Consider the following 15,953-nt stretch of genomic DNA (forward strand, 5'->3'; position numbering starts at 1 on the left):
GGCTCGCCCGGCGCCAGCGGGGCGAAGCCGTCCGCCCCGGCCCGTACCGGCACCTGGAGGTTGTGGCGGTGTACGACGTCCGCCGCGCCGAGCCGGTCCGCGCGGGCCACGTGCAGGCCCTCCTTCAGCACCGTCACGTCCACGCCGATGTCCCGCTGCGCGTCCGCCTCCCGGCGGTCGGCGGCGGACCGGAGCAGGAAGCCGCCGAGCAGCAGCGTGCAGATGACGGCGAAGATCCCCAGCAGCACCGCGGTCCTGGACTTCCGGGCCGCCAGCGACATCCCGGCCCGCTTGACGAAGTTCATGGGGGAGACGAAAGCAGCCGGGTGCTTGCAGCCGGATAAGTGCGTGACAGCGGCATAAGCGCACTTACGCGGCTGCAATCGCCGTCCTGGTTCGATGGGGCGATGAGAGTCCTGGTAGCGGAGGACCACCGCATCCTGGCCCGCACCCTCGCCACCGGCCTGCGCCGGCAGGCCATGGCGGTGGACGTCGCCCACGCCGGCGACGAGGCCGAAGCGATGTGCCTGCTCACCGAGTACGACGTGCTGATCCTCGACCGCGACCTGCCGGGCCTGAGCGGCGACGAGGTGTGCCGGCGGCTGCGCGCGGCCGAGGACCCGCCGCGGATCCTGATGCTGACGGCCGCGGGCGAGGTCACCGACAAGGTCTACGGGCTGACCGCGCTCGGCGCCGACGACTACCTCGCCAAGCCCTTCGACTTCGCCGAACTCGTCGCGCGGGTACGCACCCTGAGCCGCAGGGCGCACAAGCCGGCGCCCGGCACGCTGGAGTTCGCGGGCATCGTCCTGGACCCGGTCCGGCACCGCGTCCACGCGCACGGCCGGCCCGTGGACCTGACGCCCCGGGAGTTCGCGGTGCTGCACCTCCTGCTACGGGCCGGGGGCGCACCGGTGCCGCACGCCACCCTCGTCCGTACCGTCTGGGACGAGCACCTCGACCCGCGCACCAGCGCCGTCCGCGCCACCGTCAGCCGGCTGCGCGGCAAGCTCGGCGGGGGCGGCATGATCGCCGCCGACACCGGGGAGGGCTACCGGCTGTGCGGCTGAACCCCCGCGCGCTGCTGCGCCGGCTGCCGTTCCGGGCCCGTCTCACCGCGGCGATCACCGGCCTCTTCCTGCTCACCGGCACCGGCCTGCTGGCCTTCGTCGTGGTCCTCGCCCGGCACGGGACGGCCGAGAAGGTCGACGGCCTGGACATCTCGTACCACCCGACCGCGGACCGGCCGATCACGGGCGCACTCCCCACGTACGCCTCCGGGCGGGGGGCACCCGGCGACTCCCTTGAGATCAGGAAGATGGAGGAGACCGTCCAGGCCGTCCAGGACACCGCGCTGCGGCAGATGGTCGTCTGGTCCGCGGTCGGCGTCCTGGTCCTGGCGCTGCTGGCCGGGTTCCTCGGCTGGTGGCTGGCGGGCCGGGCGCTGCGTCCCGTCGCGTCCATGACGGCGGCCGCGCGCCGCATCAGCGAGCAGAACCTGCACCAGCGGCTGGCCCTGACCGGTCCCGACGACGAGCTGCACCGCCTCGCCGACACCTTCGACGCCATGCTCGACGGCCTGGAGCGCGCCTTCGAGAGCCAGCGGCGCTTCGTCGCCAACGCCTCCCACGAACTCAAGACGCCCCTCGCCGCCCAGCGCACCAGCCTCCAGGTCGGCCTCGCCGACCCGCTGCCGGAGCCCCTCGCGGAGGTACGCGCCGACCTGCTCGCCACCAACCGCGAGGCGGAGCGACTGGTCGACGCCCTGCTGCTGCTCGCCCGCAGCGACCGTGGCCTGGACGAGACCGAACGGGTGGACCTCACCGCCACGACCCGCCTGGTCGCCGCGGACCTCGCCGCCGCGGCCGGGGAGCGGCGGGTCGACCTCACCGTCGAGGCGGCGGACGCCGCGCTCGTACGGGGGGACCGCGTCCTGCTGCGGCACCTGCTGACCAACGTCGTCCGCAACGCGGTCCAGTACAACCACGCGGGCGGGCACGTCCGCGTACGCATCGAGGACCGCACCGTGACGGTGGCCAACACCGGCCCGCCCGTCCCCGCCGGCAAGATCCCGGCGCTCTTCGAGCCCTTCCGCCGCCTCACCCCCGACCGCACGGCCCCCACCCCGGGCCACGGCCTGGGCCTGGCCATCGCCGCCTCCATCGCCGAGGCCCACGCCGCCGACCTGACCGCCGCCCCGGCCCCGTCGGGTGGCCTGACGGTCACCCTCCGCCTCCCTCCGCCGCCCTGATCCGGACGGCTGCGGCCGTCCGGACGGCCTGTGTTATTCTGGATAAGTTGCAGTTGTGGTTCCCATGCATTGTGCGTGCGCCTGCCGGCTTTGACCTCGGGCGCATTTTTGTTTTTCGGTGCTTGCTCCGGATCGGGAATTCATCGCGGCGACGCGGGATCATGCACACGTATGTCCCCGGTATGCCCCCAAGAAGGAGACACAAGCCATGGCAAACGGAACCGTGAAGTGGTTCAACAGCGAAAAGGGCTTCGGATTCATCGCCCAGGACGGCGGCGGCGCCGACGTCTTCGCCCACCACTCCAACATCGACGCGCAGGGCTTCCGTGAGCTGGTCGAGGGCCAGCAGGTGGAGTTCGACGTCGTTCAGGGCCAGAAGGGCCTCCAGGCGGAGAACATCCGCATCGTCTGATCCGGATGACGCGGCGCAAGCCGCAGCACAAGGGGCCGTGCCGCAGGGCACGGCCCCTTGCTGTGCGGTACGCGGTCCCGGTACGGGGTCCCCGGCCCGCTCAACTGCGTGCAGTCAGAGTTTTTCCATGTGATCGTACGGAGCGGTGACCCGGACTTGGCACGAGCCGAAGTCGACGAGCATCGCGACGCCGTTCTCGGCGGCGACGATCGTGCCCAGGCCGTACCGGTCGTGTGAGACCTTGTCGCCCGGTGCGAAGTCCTTGACCGCGGGGGCGACGGGCGCGTCGAAGGGGCTGGTGGGCAGGTGGCGCCGAGGCGCGGATGCTTTTTTCATCGGAAGCCCAGTATGGGCTGCCGAGGCCACCCGCGTCCCGTCCGTACGTGATCCGTCTGCATCCGCGCCGTGCGGCGGACGCCCGCACGGCGCTCGGACGAGGGTTCTGAGCGACGAACCCGGTGGTCGTCCCGTCATCCGCCGTTGACCGTCCCTCCGGGACGTACGACGAGCCTCGGCGATCCCTCGCGGCAGCTCGACACCTCGGGCTCCCGACCCGCCGCGGGCTGCCCGCCCCCTTCCGCCCCCGGGAATACATGACCAGTCATGTTGTTGAGGGTGTACGCGCCCAGGCGGACGCGCAGAGCGAAGAGGAGAGGATCATGCAGTTCGGGATCTTCAGCGTCGGCGACATCGCACCCGACCCGCTGACCGGCCGCACCTACAGCGAGGCCGAGCGGATCGACAACATCGTCCGGGTCGCGAAGCGGGCCGACGAGGTGGGGCTCGACGTGTTCGCGCTGGGCGAGCACCACAACCCCCCCTTCATCCCGTCGTCCCCGCCGACCCTCCTGGGGTACATCGCCGCGCAGACGCAGCGCATCATGCTCAGCACCTCGGTCACGCTGATGACCACGAACGACCCGGTGAAGATCGCCGAGGACTACGCCATGCTCCAGCACGTCGCGAAGGGGCGGCTGGACCTGATGGTGGGGCGCGGCAACACCGTGCCGGTCTATCCGTGGTTCGGGAAGGACATCCGCGAGGGCGTCGGTCTCGCGCTGGAGAACTACAACCTGCTGCACCGGCTGTGGCGCGAGGACGTCGTCGACTGGGAGGGCCAGTACCGCACCCCGCTGCAGGGCTTCACCGCCACGCCGCGGCCGCTGGACGACGTACCGCCGTTCGTCTGGCACGGCTCCATCCGCTCGCCGGAGATCGCCGAGCAGGCCGCGTACTACGGGAACGGGTTCTTCGCCAACCACATCCTGGCGCCGAACTTCCACTTCAAGCGGCTGGTCGACCTCTACCGGCAGCGGTACGCACACTACGAGCACGGCACGCCCGAGCAGGCCATCGTCGGCCTGGGCGGGATGTCCTTCATCGCCGCGCGGTCGCAGGACGCGGTGGAGCGCTTCCGCCCGTACTTCGAGAACTACGCGATGTTCCGCGGGTCCCGGCTCGAAGACCACATGGCCGCCACCCCGCTGACCGTGGGCAGCCCGCAGGAGGTCATCGACAAGGTCCTCACCTTCCAGGAGGGCTTCGGCGACTACCAGCGGCAGTTGTTCGCGCTCGACGGCCTCGCGCTGCCGGTCGAGACGGCGCTGGAGCAGGTGGAACTGCTGGGCACCGAGGTCGTGCCGGTCCTGCGCAAGGAGCTGGAGTCGCGCCGGGCGGAGGGCGTGCCGGACGCGCCGACGCACGAGTCGCTCGTCACCGCCAAGTACGGGGACGCCGAACCGCGCCGGCCGCGGCCGAACCCCAACCGCGGCGACAACCTGTCCGGCACCATGCCGTACCAGGACGGCGACCCGAAGGTGCGGGCGAAGTTCCCCGTGGTGCAGTGATGGCGAACACCACGCAGATCGCGGTCGCGGCCTGGGAGTCGCTGCTACGGGCCCAGGCCACGATCGCCCGCGAGTTCGAGTACACCGGCGACTGGGGCGACGTGCTCCCGCGCGAGTACGCCGTCCTGCACGCCCTGTCCGGCTCGGACGACGGGCGCCGGATCACCGAGCTGATGGAGGACGCGCTGCTGACCCAGGCCGGCGTCTCGCGCCTGGTCGCCCGGCTGGAGACCCGGGGGTACGTCGAACGCCGCGACGACCCCGACGACGCCCGCGCCTGCCGCGTCGCGCTCACGGCCCAGGGCCGCGAGACGTACCGCAGCCTGGGCCGCGCCCACGCGCGGCAGGTCCGCGAGGTGATGACGCGCGCCCTGGACCCGCAGGCCATGGAAACCCTGCGGGAGCTGACGGACGCCCTGATCGCCGCCAGCCCCCGCCCCGCTTCCCAACCCGCCCGATCACAGCGAAGGAGGCCGGCATGAGCACGGAGCGGAAGATCGTCGTCGTCAACGCCGGTGTCAGCGAGGAGTCGTCGACCCGCCGGCTGGCCGGCCGGATCGCGCAGCAGAGCATCGACACCCTGGGCGAGGCCGGCATCCCGGCCACCGTCACGATGCTCGACCTCGGGCCGCTGGCCACCGGGATCGCGCGCTCCCTCGTCTCCGGCTTCCCCACCGAGGCGGTGAGCGACGCGATCTCGCGGCTGGCGGAGGCCGACGCGGTGATCGCGGCCACGCCGGTCTACAAGGCAGGGATCAGCGGCCTGTTCAAGTCGTTCGCCGACCTGATCGACAACGACCTGCTCATCGCCGTGCCGGTGATCCTCGCGGCCACCGGCGGCACCGCCAGGCACGCGATGGTCACCGACGACCAGCTCCGCCCCCTCTTCGCCTTCCTCCGTGCCCTGCCGGTCCCCACGTCGCTGTACGCGGCCCCGGAGGACTGGGGCTCTCCGGAGCTGGGCAAGCGGATCGGCCGGGCGGTGGGCGAACTGGCCGTCCTGCTGCGTACGGACGCGCCCCGCCAGATCGCCGACGACAACTGGACCGGCTACCAGCACCGGTTCGCCGGCCAGGCCACCCGCTCCGACCAGAGCGTGGCGGACGTCGACTTCACCACCGACCTGATGCGCCTGGCCACCGGTGGCTCGTCCTCCCCCTGACCCGCCGCCCCGGCCCCGCCGGCTCAGCCGGCGGGGGCGCCCTCCTGGCGGGTGCGGTGTTCCGTTTCGACGATCTCCTTGATGCGGCCCATGTTGATCTGCGACATCTCGTTGAGATGCGCGGTCATCTGGGCGTTGTCGTACGGGGCGCCTTCCTTCATGTCGAATTCCTGCACCCAGCGCATCTCGGTGCCCACGCCGGTCACGCTGTAGGTCCAGTGCAGCTTCATGTAGACGAAGGGGCCCGTCTCGATCCGGTACGCCTCGACCGTGAGGGATTCCCGGTCGGGGGCGCGGTGGGACACCCATTCCCACACCCGCCCGTTCGCGTCCGGGCACGTCTTGATCCGGAAGTCGATGCCGTCGTCCGTGGTCCGGAGGATTTCCGTCTCGGCGTAGCCGGCGAAGAGGGCGGGCCAGGTCTCGACGTCGTTGGTCATGGTCCACACGAGGTCGACCGGGGCGTCGATCACGATGGCGTGTTCGGTGCGCGCTCCCATGTCAGGCTTCCCTTCCGGAGACTGCTTCGTTGATGAGCCGGAGCGTGCCCCCGGGGGTGCGCATGTCGCTTTCCGCGACGTCGACGCCGAGGGTCTGCTTGATGCGGGCGGAGAGTTCCAGCAGGGCGAGCGAGTCGTAGCCGAGTTCGTCGAAGGCCATGTCGGCGATGTCGCCGTTCAGATCGGTCACGTCGGACTCTCCCGCGCAGTCTCTGATCAGTGCGACGAGGTGCGAGAGGGTGAATTCGGACACGGGTGACCTCCTTGGGGTGGTGTGGTGTGTCCGGTACGGGCGGGGGCCGCGGTCAGCCGTAACGGCTGAGGACCAGCGCCGAGTTGAAGCCGCCGGCCCCGCGGGCGACGACCAGCGCGTGGCGCACCGGCGTCTCGCGGGGCCCGCCCAGCACCAGGTCGATGCCGAGGCCGGGGGCGGGGGAGCGGGTGCCGGCGGTCGGCGGGATGACCGAGTCGCGTATGGACAGCAGGGCCGTCGCCACGTCCAGGGCCGCGCCGCCCGCGTAGAGCCGGCCGGTCAGCGTCTTCGGCGCGGTGACGGGGACGGCCTCCGGGCCGAAGACCCGTACCAGCGCCTCCGCTTCCGCCCGGTCGGCGGCCGGTACGCCGAGGGCGTCGGCGAAGACCACGTCGACGTCCGCCGGGTCCAGCCGCGCCTCGCGCAGCGCCCCTGTGATCGCCGCCGCCAGCGCCGGGGGCCGGCCGGAGCCGGGCCGGGGGTCGAATGTCGAGGCGTGCCCGGCGATCCGCCCGTAGATCCCGGCGGCCTTCCGGCGCAGCGCCGTGTCCTCCCGCTCGACCACCAGGAGCGCCCCGCCCTCGCCGGCCGCGTAGCCCGCCGCGTCGGTGTCGAAGGGCAGATAGGCGCGCTCCGGGTCGGGGGAGGTGCTGAGCAGTCCGGTGGGGAGCTGGACGGCCAGGCCCCACGGGCAGAGCGGGGCGTCGAAGCCGCCGGTCAGCGCGGCGCCGAGGGTGCCCGTACGCAGCAGGTGCGCGGTGTGGGCCGCGGCGTCGAGGGCGCCGGCCTGCTCGGAGACGAAGACCGAGCTGTGGCCCCGCAGACCGTGGCGGATGGAGACCTGGCCGGTGTTGACCGCATAGAACCAGGCGAACGACTGGTAGGTGCTGACCCGTTCGGGTCCTGTTCCCCAGAGCTTCTGCAACTCCCGCTGGCCGAACTCGAAGCCGCCGCACGCGCCGGCCGTCAGCACGCCCAGGTCGTACTCCCCGAGACCGCCGGCGCCGGGGCCGGGGCCGGGGCCGGGGCCGGATGCGCCGGGGGCGCCGGTGCTCAAGTTCCCCGGCACCAGCCCGGCGTCCGCCAGCGCCCAGTCGGCGGCGGCCAGCGCGTAGCGCGTCATGCGGTCGGTCTGCGGCAGCATGCGCTGCGACAGCAGGGCGTCGGCGTCGAAGTCGAGCACCTCCCCGCCGACCCGCACGGGGTAGGCGCGCGCGTCGAAGCGCTGGATGACGCCGATGCCGCTCGCGCCGGCGAGGGTCGCCGCCCAGTACTCGGCGGTGCCGATGCCGTTGGGCGCGACGACGCCGACTCCGGTCACGACGGCGCCGGTCGGCGCGGTGCCGGTGCCCCCGGCGGTGGTCCCCCGGGCCGCGGCCGTCGCCGCGCCGGCCGCCACCGTCACGGCGCCGCCGCCCTCGCCGGCGGCCGGGCGAGCACCGCCGCGCTCTGGAAGCCGCCGAAGCCGCTGCCGACGCTGAGCACGGTGTCCACCCGCTGCTCCCGCGCCACGTTGGGCACGTAGTCCAGATCGCACTCGGGGTCGGGATTCGCGTAGTTCGCGGTGGGCGGGATCACGCCGTACTCGATGGCCAGCGCGCAGGCCGCCAGCTCCAGCGAGCCGATCGCGCCGAGCGAGTGCCCGATCATCGACTTGATGGAGCTGACCGGCACCTCGTACGCGCGCATGCCCAGGCTCCGCTTGAACGCAGCCGTCTCGTGCCGGTCGTTCTGCCGCGTGCCGGAGCCGTGGGCGTTGATGTAGCCGAGGTCGTCGCCGGTGCAGCGCGCCTGCCGCATGGCGGCCCGGATCGCCTCGGCCATCTCCCGGCCGTCCCGGGTCAGACCCGTCATGTGGTACGCGTTCGAACGCGTCGCGAAGCCGCGGACCTCGGCGTACACGCGGGCCCCGCGGCGGTGCGCGGCCGTCAGCTCCTCCATGACGAACACCGCCGCCCCCTCGCCCAGGACGAAGCCGTCGCGCTGCCGGTCGAAGGGCCGGGACGCGTGCGCCGGGTCGTCGTTGTTCGCCGAGGTCGCCTTGATCGCGTCGAAGCAGGCCACGGTGATGGGGGAGATGGGGGCGTCGGTCGCGCCGCAGACGACCACGTCCGCCCGCCCGCTGCGGATGAGGCCGGCCCCGTACCCCACGGCGTCGAGGCCCGAGGTGCAGCCCGTGGAGATCACGGTGACCGGGCCCTCCGCGCCCGTCTCCCAGGCGACGTCGCGGCCGATGGAGGACGGGATGAAGTAGTCGAAGACCTGCTCCGCCGACCGTGTGTGGTCGACCAGCCAGTGGGCGCCGTTGTCGCTGACGCGCTGGTAGTCCAGGTCGAGGCTGGTGGTGCAGCCCACGGCGGTGCCGATGCTGACGCCGATCCGCCCGGGGTCCGTCGCGGCGGTGTCCAGCCCGCTGCCGCGCACCGCCTCCCGGGTCGCCGCGAGGGCGAGCTGCGTCGCCCTGTCGTACGTCTCCGCCTCCGCGGGCGAAAGGCCCTCCGCCGCCGGGTCGAAGTCGATCTCCGCGGCGACGCGGGACCGGAACGGGGCGGGATCGATCAGGGTCATCGTGCGCGTCGCGGTGCGCCCGGAGACCAGCAGGTCCCAGAACGCCTCCGTCCCCACACCGCCCGGGGCCCGTACGCCGATGCCGGTGATCACCGCGCGTTTCTCCGCGTGCTCGTCCATGTCAGCCGCCCACGCGCGGCGGTACGCACCCGGGATGGGGCACGGGTTCGGTGTCCACGTGGCCGAGTTCCGGCCGGGGTGCGAGCGGGGCGATCTGGAATACGGCAATCAGCACGCCGGCTCCGCGGTTCTCGATGCGATTGCGCTGCCCGCGGGTGATGAGCAGTGCCTGATCCGATTCCAGCGGGACTTCTTCGCCGTTGACCCGGACGACGGCGGAACCCTCGGTCACGTACAGGAACTTGTCGGAGAACGGGTGGTAGTGCTCCGCGACGAATTCACCAGGGGCCAATTCGAGATGCCCCAGGAATCCGGAGGTCGCGCCGACGGAGGCGGGGGTGAGCAGCGCCCGTATGGCGCCTCCCTGCCGGCGGTTCGGCGCCACGTCTTCCAGGGCGACCCTGGCGGCCAATGCCTTATTCTTTGCCACGACTTTGTCCTGCCTTTGCGAACTGAAGGAAAAGCCGAACTCGGCCCGGTAGCAGCGGAGATGAGCAGATATCCCCGCCACGCCAGGTGATTTCTCCAGCGCGTCCGGGCGAAAACGACGACGCACTTCCGGCCACTCAAGTGGGTGTAGTTTTACGATCAGTCCGACCAGCGGCCGACGCGAATATCGCAGGCGGGGACGGAGTGCGGGGGGCGCGGAGGGCGCATACCGCCGCCGTGCACTCCTCGTCGGCTCCCGCGGGCGGCGCCGGCCGTTCGTCCGGGGCCGGGGCCGGGGCCGGGGTTCCGGGCTCAGCGGTTCAGGGGCGGGTGGCGGTGCCGATGACGTGGGCGACGCGGGGGGCCAGGGCGGAGAAGGCGAAGCCGAAGCGGTCGACGTCGCCGAGGGCGAACCCGGCGGCGCGGACGGCGGCTTCGGTGTCGCGGTTGGGGCGGCAGCCGCCGGCGGCCCGGCGCCACAGCGGGGTGCCGATGTCCTCCAGCGCGGCGAACAGGCGGCGCCGGGAGCGCACATGCTCGTAGAACCGCAGTTCGCCGCCCGGCCGCAGCACGCGGGTGGCCTCGGCGAGCGCCGCCGGCACGTCGGGCACCGAGCACAGCACCAGCGAGAAGACCACGGCGTCGAACTCCCCGTCGGCGGCCGGCAGTTCCCCGGCGTGCCCGGCGGCCACCCGCACCGGTACGGGCGCGGCGGCGGCGGCCCGCTCGGCGGCGGCGCGCAGGGTGTCGTCCGGCTCGACGGCGACGACCTCCGTGACGGTGCCGGGATAGTGCGGCAGGTTGCGCGCCTGCCCGGCGCCGACCTCCATCACCCGGCCGGTCAGCCCCGCGAGCAGCCGGCGCCGGTGCTCGGCCCCGCCGCGGCGGTCGGCGACGGGGGCCATCTTCAGGTACTGGCGGGCGAATCGGGGGTGCTGGAGGTCTGACGGCTGGCTCACGGGTGCTCCCTCTGGGGCGGTCGGGCTTCGGTCACGGGGTCCTGCGCTCCACCGGATACGGCACGTGCGTACGCCGGTCGGGGTCGATCGCCAGCCGGCTCCCCGCCGGTGGCCGGGCGCGCTGGGCGCAGTCGCGGCGCTCGCAGATGCGGCAGCCCAGACCGATCGGGGTGGCGGCGCGCGGATCGTCCAGGGCCACGCCCTCGGCGTAGACGAGCTTGTGGGCGTGGCGTATCCCGCAGCCGAGCGCGACGGCGAACTCCGCGCGGGGCGCGTGGTGGCCGTAGCCGCCGCGGGTGACCGTGCGCGCGATCCAGAAGTAGCGCTTGCCGTCGGGCATCTCCGCCACCTGGGTCAGGATGCGTCCGCGCGCGGAGAACGCCTCGTACACCGTCCACAGCGGGCAGGTGCCGCCCAGCCGGGAGAAGTGGAAGCCGGTCGCGGACTGCCGCTTGGAGATGTTGCCGGCCCGGTCGGCCCGCAGGAAGGAGAACGGCACCCCGCGGTGGCCGGTGCGCTGCAGGGTGCTCAGCCGGTGGCAGACGGTCTCGAAGCCGACGCCGAAGCGGGCGGAGAGCAGCTCGATGTCGTAGCGACCCTCCTCGGCGGCGGCGAGGAAGGCGGCGTACGGCATGAGCAGCGCGCCGGCGAAGTAGTTCGCCAGGCCGATACGGGCCAGCGCCACCGACTCGGCGGAGGTCAGCTCCGCGGCGCCGCCGGTGAGTGCGTCGAGCAGCGGGCCGTGTTCCAGCAGGGCGAGCTGGGTGGCGAGTTGGAAGGCGCGCTGGCCGTCGCTGAGCCAGGGGGAGAGGAAGAGCAGCCCGTTCGCGGCGTCGAAACGGCGGGCGTCGGCGGCCCGGCCGGGGGCGGCGGGGACGACCCTGACGCCGTGGCGCCCGGCGAGGCGGGCGGCGAGGGGTTCCGCCGCCCCGCCAGGACCGGACTGCGCGGCGGCGGCGGTGTGTTCTGCCTCGGTGTCCAGGGCCTCGAAGTGGTTGTGGTGGGCGTAGAAGAAGTCCCGGACCTCGTCGTGCGGTTCGCCGGGCGGGAGTACGGCGCCGCCGTCCGGGCCCGGCGCGGCGAGCGCGGCGGCCTGCTCCGCGGCGTCGCGGTAGCGGCGGTGCAGGGCGACCAGGGCGCGGGCCACCTCGGGGTGGCCGCGGGCGGCCTCGGTGATCTCCTCGGCCGCGGGCAGCGGCACCCCGCACGCCTCGTCGGCGAGGGCGGCGCGCAGGTCGGCGGCGAGGCGGTCCTCGTCGGCCTGGGAGAAGAACTCCGCGTCGACGCCGAAGACCTCGGCGATCCGCAGCAGCACGGGCACGGTCAGCGGGCGTGTGCCCTGCTCGATCTGGTTGGCGTAGCTGGTGGAGATGCCGAGCGCGCGGGCCATGTCGACCTGGTTCATGCCGCGCTCGCGGCGCAGGCGGCGCAGCTTGGCGTGCGCGTAGACCTTGCCGGTGGCGGGGCGACCGGGCATGTCCGCATCCCCTCTGTGGCGCGGTTCACTTCCGTGCGATCCGCAAGTTTCGCAGGTTCGCCCCGCCGGATCGTACGGATTCCGCAGCTTCCGGCGATGTCCCCGCGGGCGCGGCACGGGCAGGATCGGCCACGTCAGCACCGTGCGCCGGGCCACTGCGAGGAGTGCCGTGAGCGAGCAGCACGTACAGGACCACTCGGGTGCGGACGCCCGGCCGCGGGCGCACGGCTGCTGCCCTCCGCCCGCGGCCGGCACCGCGAACCGGTCGCGGCCGCGCGCCGTGCTCCCCGCCCTGTGCGCCACCCAGATCACGAGCTGGGGCATCGTCTACTACGCGTTCCCCGTCCTCAACCCGGCCATCACCGCCGGCACCGGCTGGTCGCCGACCGCCACCACGGCGGCCTTCTCCGCCGCCCTGCTGGTCTCCGCCCTCGCCGGGATCCCTCTCGGCCGCGTCCTCGACCGCCGCGGCCCCCGCGCCGTGATGACCGCCGGGTCCGCGCTGGGCGTCACCGCCGTCGCCGCCCTCGCCGCGGCTCCCAACCTGGCGGCCTTCACGGCCGCTTGGCTGCTCGCCGGGATCGCCATGGCCGCGACGTTCTACCAGCCCGCCTTCGCGGCCGTCACCCGCTGGTGGGGCGAGGACCGGGTGCGCGCGCTGACGATCGTCACGCTGGCCGGCGGCCTGGCGTCCACCGTCTTCGCCCCGCTGACGGCCGCGCTGGCGTCGCACTTCTCCTGGCGGGTCACGTACGCCGTGCTGGCCGCGGTGCTCGCCCTCGTCACCCTCCCCGCCCACGCCCTCGCGCTCCGCGCCCCCTGGCCACCCGCACCCCCGCCGCCCCCGCGGCCCGCCGGCGGCGGCAGGTCCGTGGCCCGTACCCGCCCCTTCGTCACGCTGGCCGCCGCCCTGATGCTGAACGGCTTCGCGATGTACGCCGTCGTCATCGCCCTGGTGCCGCTCCTCACCGAACGCGGCGCCGGCCCCACCGCCGCGGCCTGGGCGCTCGGCCTCGGCGGCGCCGGCCAGACCCTCGGCCGTACCCTGTACGCCACGCTCGCCCGCCGCACCGGCACCACCGTCCGCACGTTCCTCCTGATGGCCGCGGGCGGCGCCACGACGGCCGCGCTGGCGCTGGTCCCCGGCCCGTACGCGCTGCTCGTGGCGCTCTCCGTCGCGGCCGGCATGGTCCGCGGCAACGTCACCCTGCTCCAGGCCACTGCCGTCACCGACCGCTGGGGCACCACCCACTACGCCCGCCTCACCGCCCTCCTCACGGCCCCGGCGATCACCGCCTCCGCACTGGCCCCGGTCGCCGTCACCGCCCTGACCACCCCCCTGGGCGGCTACCCCCGGGTCTTCCTCCTCCTGGCCGCCTGCTCCGCCACAGCCGCCCTCCTCACCCTCACCATCCCCCGCAGATCCCGCGGCCCCGAGCTGAGCAACGCCGGCTGATGCGGCGTCAGTCATGCGCGGGTCCGGGGCTGTTCAGGACGATGCCGCGGGCGGTCCTGGCCGCGCGGACCGCGATCCGGTCGAGGGCAGCCGCGGGCGGCCTGCTTGATGAACCCGCGGTCGCGGCGGGCTGGGAGGCGTAGCACCGCAGCCGCCGACTCAGACCGTCCGGTCGCCGCAACGCGGCATGCCCGCCGGCGGTCGAGCGTCAATTCGTCCCATCCTGCCTGCCTTTGGATGCCTTGCGTCGAGGTGTTGGTAAGTCTATGCTTACCGTTCGTGGCAACTTACGGAACGGGCGACGGGTGGAGCGCGGTAGGCGATCCCACCAGGCGGGCGATCATGACCTGCCTGGCTGAGCGGGAGCGCGCGGTCGGGGAGCTCGCGGACGAGCTGCCGATCAGCAGGCCGGCCGTCTCCCAGCACTTGAAGGTGCTCAGGAACGCGGGACTGGTCACCGAGCGCACCGCGGGCACGAGGCGGATCTACCGGCTCAACCCGGCGGGAGTGGCCGCGCTCCGGGATCAGCTCGAGACGTTCTGGAGCCGGGCCCTGGCCGGGTACCAGGAAGCCGCGGAAAGCCACGACAACGGCAAGGAAGCACACGGCGAGGAGAAGGCATGACTGAGGCAGCAACCCCTCTGGTGCGGCGGCAGACTGTCGTGGCGGCACCCCTCGAGAAGGCATTCGACGTCTTCACCGAGCGCTTCGGCGAATTCAAGCCGCGGGAGCACAACCTCCTCGGCGCGCCCATCGCCGAGACCGTTTTCGAGCGGCGGGTGGGCGGCCACATCTACGACCGCGCCGAGGACGGCAGCGAGTGCCGCTGGGCCCGCGTGCTGGTGTACGAGCCGCCGGTGCGGGTGGTGTTCAGTTGGGACATCGGCCCCACCTGGAAGTTGGAGACCGACCCGGAGAACGCCAGCGAGGTGGAGGTCCGCTTCATCGCGGAAACCCCGGACCGCACCCGTGTCGAACTGGAACACCGCGGCATCGACCGCCACGGCCCCGGCTGGCCGTCCGTCCTCGACGGCGTAGGCGCCGACCAGGGCTGGCCCCTGTACCTGGAGCGCTACACCGCCCTCTTCGGCTGACACCCCCGACAACCCCACAGCAGCCCCCCGAACGCCGAACCGCCCACCGCCCCCTCGATCCCCCGACGAGACCGGGCCCGTACCGGGCGACCGGCAACGACGAGGCCCCGCAGCGGCACGCCGCTGCGGGGCCTCGTTTCGCCGCGCTGATCACGGCCGCGGTCTTCGCCGGTTTCGCGCTCTCCCGACCGCATCATGAAGCAGTTCGGACCCGGCCTCGCCGGCGGCGTCCTGGTCGCCGCGGCGGCCGTACTGGTCGTCACCCCCGCGCTGCTCACGTACCTCGGCGACCGCGCGTGGCCGCGCACGGCCCGGCGCCCCGGCCACCGGGCCGCGGCGGAAGCCGCCGACCGGGCCGGCGAGCCGACCAGGACGTAGGCGCGTCGCCCCCCCCGGACGCCCGCGTGACCGTACCGCCGGAGCCGGCCACGCCGGCGTCCGCTACGATGAACGCATGTTCATGAACGACTGTTCATTCTGGGAGGTGCCATGACGGAGGTCGAAGTCCGCGGGCTCACCAAGGTCTACGGCGACCGGCGCGCCGTGGACGAGGTGTCCTTCACCGCGCCGTCGGGCCGGGTCACCGGCTTCCTCGGCCCCAACGGGGCGGGCAAGACGACGACCCTGCGCATGGCGCTCGGGCTCGTGCACCCCACCGCGGGCGAGGCGTTCATCGGCGGGCTCCCTTACCGGGAACTGGTCCACCCGCGCCGGTCGGTCGGCGCGTTGCTGGAGGCCACCGGTTTTCACTCCGGCCGCAGTGGGCGGGCCCATCTGCGCATCCTTGCCCGCATCTGCGGGGTGGGCGAGACGCGCGTCAACGAGGTGCTGGAACTGGTGGAGCTGGGCGACGCCGCCGGCCGCCGGGCCGGTGGCTACTCGCTGGGCATGCGTCAGCGACTGGGGCTGGCCGCGGCCATGATCGGTGACCCCGGGGTCCTGGTGCTCGACGAGCCGGCCAACGGCCTGGATCCGGCGGGCATGGCGTGGCTGCGCGCGCTGCTGCGGTCGCTGGCCGCCGACGGCCGCACGGTGCTCGTCTCCAGCCACGTGCTCAGCGAGGTCGCGCAGACGGTCGACCACGTGGTGATCATCAGCCGGGGCCGCACCCGCTTTGACGGTGCGCTGGAGGAGTTGGGCAGTCGCTCGGTGTCCGTACGCACACCGCACGCGGCACGGCTGCGCGACCTGCTCGGCGCGCAGGGGTACGAGGCGGTCGCCGTCGGCGAAGCGAGGCTCGACGTCCGCGGCACGAGCGCCGAGGACATCGGCCGGATCGCGGCCGAGGCGGGCGTGGTCCTGTCCGGACTGAGCGAGGGTGGGGCGTCGTTGGAGGAGGCGTTCCTGAAACTGACCGAGCCCGAGCCCGAGTCCGAACCCGGGACCCCGGCCGGCCGCGTGGTCGCCGCCGCCCGATGAAGGAGA

The 15,953-nt window shown here is 73.3% G+C and carries 19 protein-coding genes; 11 read left to right on the plus strand and 8 right to left on the minus strand.

Features of this window, described 5'->3' with window-relative positions; translation table 11 throughout:
- Nucleotides 1–407 precede the first annotated feature (407 nt).
- The 3 genes from CXR04_RS19425 (at nucleotide 408) to CXR04_RS19435 (ending at nucleotide 2,663) form a co-directional block, all read left to right on the plus strand.
- Entirely contained in the window at nucleotides 408–1,070 is a 663-nt protein-coding gene (locus tag CXR04_RS19425) for a response regulator transcription factor (RefSeq protein WP_101423632.1), read from the plus strand.
- Nucleotides 1,061–2,251 (plus strand): ATP-binding protein, encoded by a 1,191-nt coding sequence (locus tag CXR04_RS19430; protein WP_101423633.1) that lies wholly within the window; start codon nucleotides 1,061–1,063, stop codon nucleotides 2,249–2,251. Before CXR04_RS19425 ends, CXR04_RS19430 begins: the two co-directional genes overlap by 10 nt.
- Nucleotides 2,252–2,459: 208 nt before the next feature.
- Complete coding sequence (locus CXR04_RS19435; protein ID WP_047016605.1) at nucleotides 2,460–2,663, plus strand: cold-shock protein; 204 nt, start codon at nucleotides 2,460–2,462, stop codon at nucleotides 2,661–2,663.
- A 114-nt stretch (nucleotides 2,664–2,777) separates the two neighbouring features.
- Here CXR04_RS19435 and CXR04_RS19440 read toward each other — a convergent pair whose 3' ends face one another.
- Entirely contained in the window at nucleotides 2,778–2,999 is a 222-nt protein-coding gene (locus CXR04_RS19440; protein WP_101423634.1) for a hypothetical protein, read from the minus strand.
- Between the two features lie 323 nt (nucleotides 3,000–3,322).
- On the opposite strand from CXR04_RS19440, the gene CXR04_RS19445 reads away from it, so the two are divergent.
- From CXR04_RS19445 to CXR04_RS19455, 3 genes are read left to right on the plus strand one after another with little or no spacing between them, the layout of a single operon-like run.
- Complete coding sequence (locus tag CXR04_RS19445; protein ID WP_101423635.1) at nucleotides 3,323–4,510, plus strand: CE1758 family FMN-dependent luciferase-like monooxygenase; 1,188 nt, start codon at nucleotides 3,323–3,325, stop codon at nucleotides 4,508–4,510.
- On the plus strand, nucleotides 4,510–4,992 hold the full coding sequence (locus CXR04_RS19450) for a MarR family winged helix-turn-helix transcriptional regulator (protein WP_234380327.1): 483 nt from the start codon (nucleotides 4,510–4,512) through the stop codon (nucleotides 4,990–4,992). The genes CXR04_RS19445 and CXR04_RS19450 overlap by 1 nt, the downstream gene beginning before the upstream one ends.
- A complete protein-coding gene (locus CXR04_RS19455; protein ID WP_101423637.1) occupies nucleotides 4,989–5,672 on the plus strand; it encodes a CE1759 family FMN reductase in 684 nt (227 codons plus the stop codon). The genes CXR04_RS19450 and CXR04_RS19455 overlap by 4 nt, the downstream gene beginning before the upstream one ends.
- Nucleotides 5,673–5,695: 23 nt before the next feature.
- Here CXR04_RS19455 and CXR04_RS19460 read toward each other — a convergent pair whose 3' ends face one another.
- The 7 genes from CXR04_RS19460 to CXR04_RS19490 all read right to left on the minus strand — a co-directional run bounded on the left by CXR04_RS19460 (nucleotide 5,696) and on the right by CXR04_RS19490 (nucleotide 11,978).
- A complete protein-coding gene (locus CXR04_RS19460) occupies nucleotides 5,696–6,172 on the minus strand; it encodes an SRPBCC family protein (protein ID WP_101423638.1) in 477 nt (158 codons plus the stop codon).
- 1 nt (nucleotide 6,173) lies between these two features.
- The gene (locus CXR04_RS19465) at nucleotides 6,174–6,425 is read right to left on the minus strand and encodes an acyl carrier protein (RefSeq protein WP_234380328.1); all 252 of its coding nucleotides are present in this window, start codon (nucleotides 6,423–6,425) and stop codon (nucleotides 6,174–6,176) included.
- 52 nt (nucleotides 6,426–6,477) lie between these two features.
- Nucleotides 6,478–7,830 (minus strand): beta-ketoacyl synthase N-terminal-like domain-containing protein, encoded by a 1,353-nt coding sequence (locus CXR04_RS19470; RefSeq protein ID WP_442802389.1) that lies wholly within the window; start codon nucleotides 7,828–7,830, stop codon nucleotides 6,478–6,480.
- Nucleotides 7,827–9,113, minus strand: a complete 1,287-nt coding sequence (locus CXR04_RS19475) for a beta-ketoacyl-[acyl-carrier-protein] synthase family protein (protein ID WP_159072350.1) — start codon at nucleotides 9,111–9,113, stop codon at nucleotides 7,827–7,829. The genes CXR04_RS19470 and CXR04_RS19475 overlap by 4 nt, the downstream gene beginning before the upstream one ends.
- 1 nt (nucleotide 9,114) lies before the next feature.
- A complete protein-coding gene (locus CXR04_RS19480; RefSeq protein WP_101423639.1) occupies nucleotides 9,115–9,543 on the minus strand; it encodes a cupin domain-containing protein in 429 nt (142 codons plus the stop codon).
- Nucleotides 9,544–9,862: 319 nt separating this feature from the next.
- The gene (locus tag CXR04_RS19485; protein ID WP_234380329.1) at nucleotides 9,863–10,501 is read right to left on the minus strand and encodes a class I SAM-dependent methyltransferase; all 639 of its coding nucleotides are present in this window, start codon (nucleotides 10,499–10,501) and stop codon (nucleotides 9,863–9,865) included.
- Between the two features lie 31 nt (nucleotides 10,502–10,532).
- Nucleotides 10,533–11,978: a short-chain fatty acyl-CoA regulator family protein gene (locus CXR04_RS19490; RefSeq protein WP_101423640.1), complete on the minus strand. Its 1,446-nt coding sequence runs from the start codon at nucleotides 11,976–11,978 to the stop codon at nucleotides 10,533–10,535.
- Between the two features lie 358 nt (nucleotides 11,979–12,336).
- Here CXR04_RS19490 and CXR04_RS19495 point away from each other — a divergent pair, with 358 nt between their 5' ends.
- The 5 genes from CXR04_RS19495 to CXR04_RS19515 all read left to right on the plus strand — a co-directional run bounded on the left by CXR04_RS19495 (nucleotide 12,337) and on the right by CXR04_RS19515 (nucleotide 15,947).
- Nucleotides 12,337–13,434: an MFS transporter gene (locus CXR04_RS19495; protein WP_442802466.1), complete on the plus strand. Its 1,098-nt coding sequence runs from the start codon at nucleotides 12,337–12,339 to the stop codon at nucleotides 13,432–13,434.
- A gap of 279 nt (nucleotides 13,435–13,713) precedes the next feature.
- Complete coding sequence (locus CXR04_RS19500; protein ID WP_234380331.1) at nucleotides 13,714–14,058, plus strand: ArsR/SmtB family transcription factor; 345 nt, start codon at nucleotides 13,714–13,716, stop codon at nucleotides 14,056–14,058.
- On the plus strand, nucleotides 14,055–14,528 hold the full coding sequence (locus tag CXR04_RS19505) for an SRPBCC family protein (protein ID WP_101423643.1): 474 nt from the start codon (nucleotides 14,055–14,057) through the stop codon (nucleotides 14,526–14,528). The genes CXR04_RS19500 and CXR04_RS19505 overlap by 4 nt, the downstream gene beginning before the upstream one ends.
- A 195-nt stretch (nucleotides 14,529–14,723) precedes the next feature.
- Entirely contained in the window at nucleotides 14,724–14,906 is a 183-nt protein-coding gene (locus CXR04_RS19510; RefSeq protein ID WP_101423644.1) for an MMPL family transporter, read from the plus strand.
- Nucleotides 14,907–15,017: 111 nt separating this feature from the next.
- On the plus strand, nucleotides 15,018–15,947 hold the full coding sequence (locus CXR04_RS19515) for an ABC transporter ATP-binding protein (RefSeq protein ID WP_101423645.1): 930 nt from the start codon (nucleotides 15,018–15,020) through the stop codon (nucleotides 15,945–15,947).
- Nucleotides 15,948–15,953: the final 6 nt, after the last annotated feature.

The organism is Streptomyces sp. CMB-StM0423, from assembly GCF_002847285.1.
Classification (GTDB): domain Bacteria; phylum Actinomycetota; class Actinomycetes; order Streptomycetales; family Streptomycetaceae; genus Streptomyces.

Excerpts from the sequence above, each read along its gene's own strand:
- CXR04_RS19515 (WP_101423645.1), top strand. The coding sequence starts at position 15,018 with ATGACGGAGGTCGAAGTCCGCGGGCTCACCAAGGTCTACGGCGACCGG.
- CXR04_RS19505 (WP_101423643.1), top strand. The coding sequence starts at position 14,055 with ATGACTGAGGCAGCAACCCCTCTGGTGCGGCGGCAGACTGTCGTGGCG.
- CXR04_RS19450 (WP_234380327.1), top strand. The coding sequence starts at position 4,510 with ATGGCGAACACCACGCAGATCGCGGTCGCGGCCTGGGAGTCGCTGCTA.
- CXR04_RS19440 (WP_101423634.1), bottom strand. The coding sequence starts at position 2,999 with ATGAAAAAAGCATCCGCGCCTCGGCGCCACCTGCCCACCAGCCCCTTC.
- CXR04_RS19455 (WP_101423637.1), top strand. The coding sequence starts at position 4,989 with ATGAGCACGGAGCGGAAGATCGTCGTCGTCAACGCCGGTGTCAGCGAG.
- CXR04_RS19445 (WP_101423635.1), top strand. The coding sequence starts at position 3,323 with ATGCAGTTCGGGATCTTCAGCGTCGGCGACATCGCACCCGACCCGCTG.
- CXR04_RS19510 (WP_101423644.1), top strand. The coding sequence starts at position 14,724 with ATGAAGCAGTTCGGACCCGGCCTCGCCGGCGGCGTCCTGGTCGCCGCG.
- CXR04_RS19475 (WP_159072350.1), bottom strand. The coding sequence starts at position 9,113 with ATGGACGAGCACGCGGAGAAACGCGCGGTGATCACCGGCATCGGCGTA.
- CXR04_RS19490 (WP_101423640.1), bottom strand. The coding sequence starts at position 11,978 with ATGCCCGGTCGCCCCGCCACCGGCAAGGTCTACGCGCACGCCAAGCTG.
- CXR04_RS19460 (WP_101423638.1), bottom strand. The coding sequence starts at position 6,172 with ATGGGAGCGCGCACCGAACACGCCATCGTGATCGACGCCCCGGTCGAC.
- CXR04_RS19435 (WP_047016605.1), top strand. The coding sequence starts at position 2,460 with ATGGCAAACGGAACCGTGAAGTGGTTCAACAGCGAAAAGGGCTTCGGA.
- CXR04_RS19425 (WP_101423632.1), top strand. The coding sequence starts at position 408 with ATGAGAGTCCTGGTAGCGGAGGACCACCGCATCCTGGCCCGCACCCTC.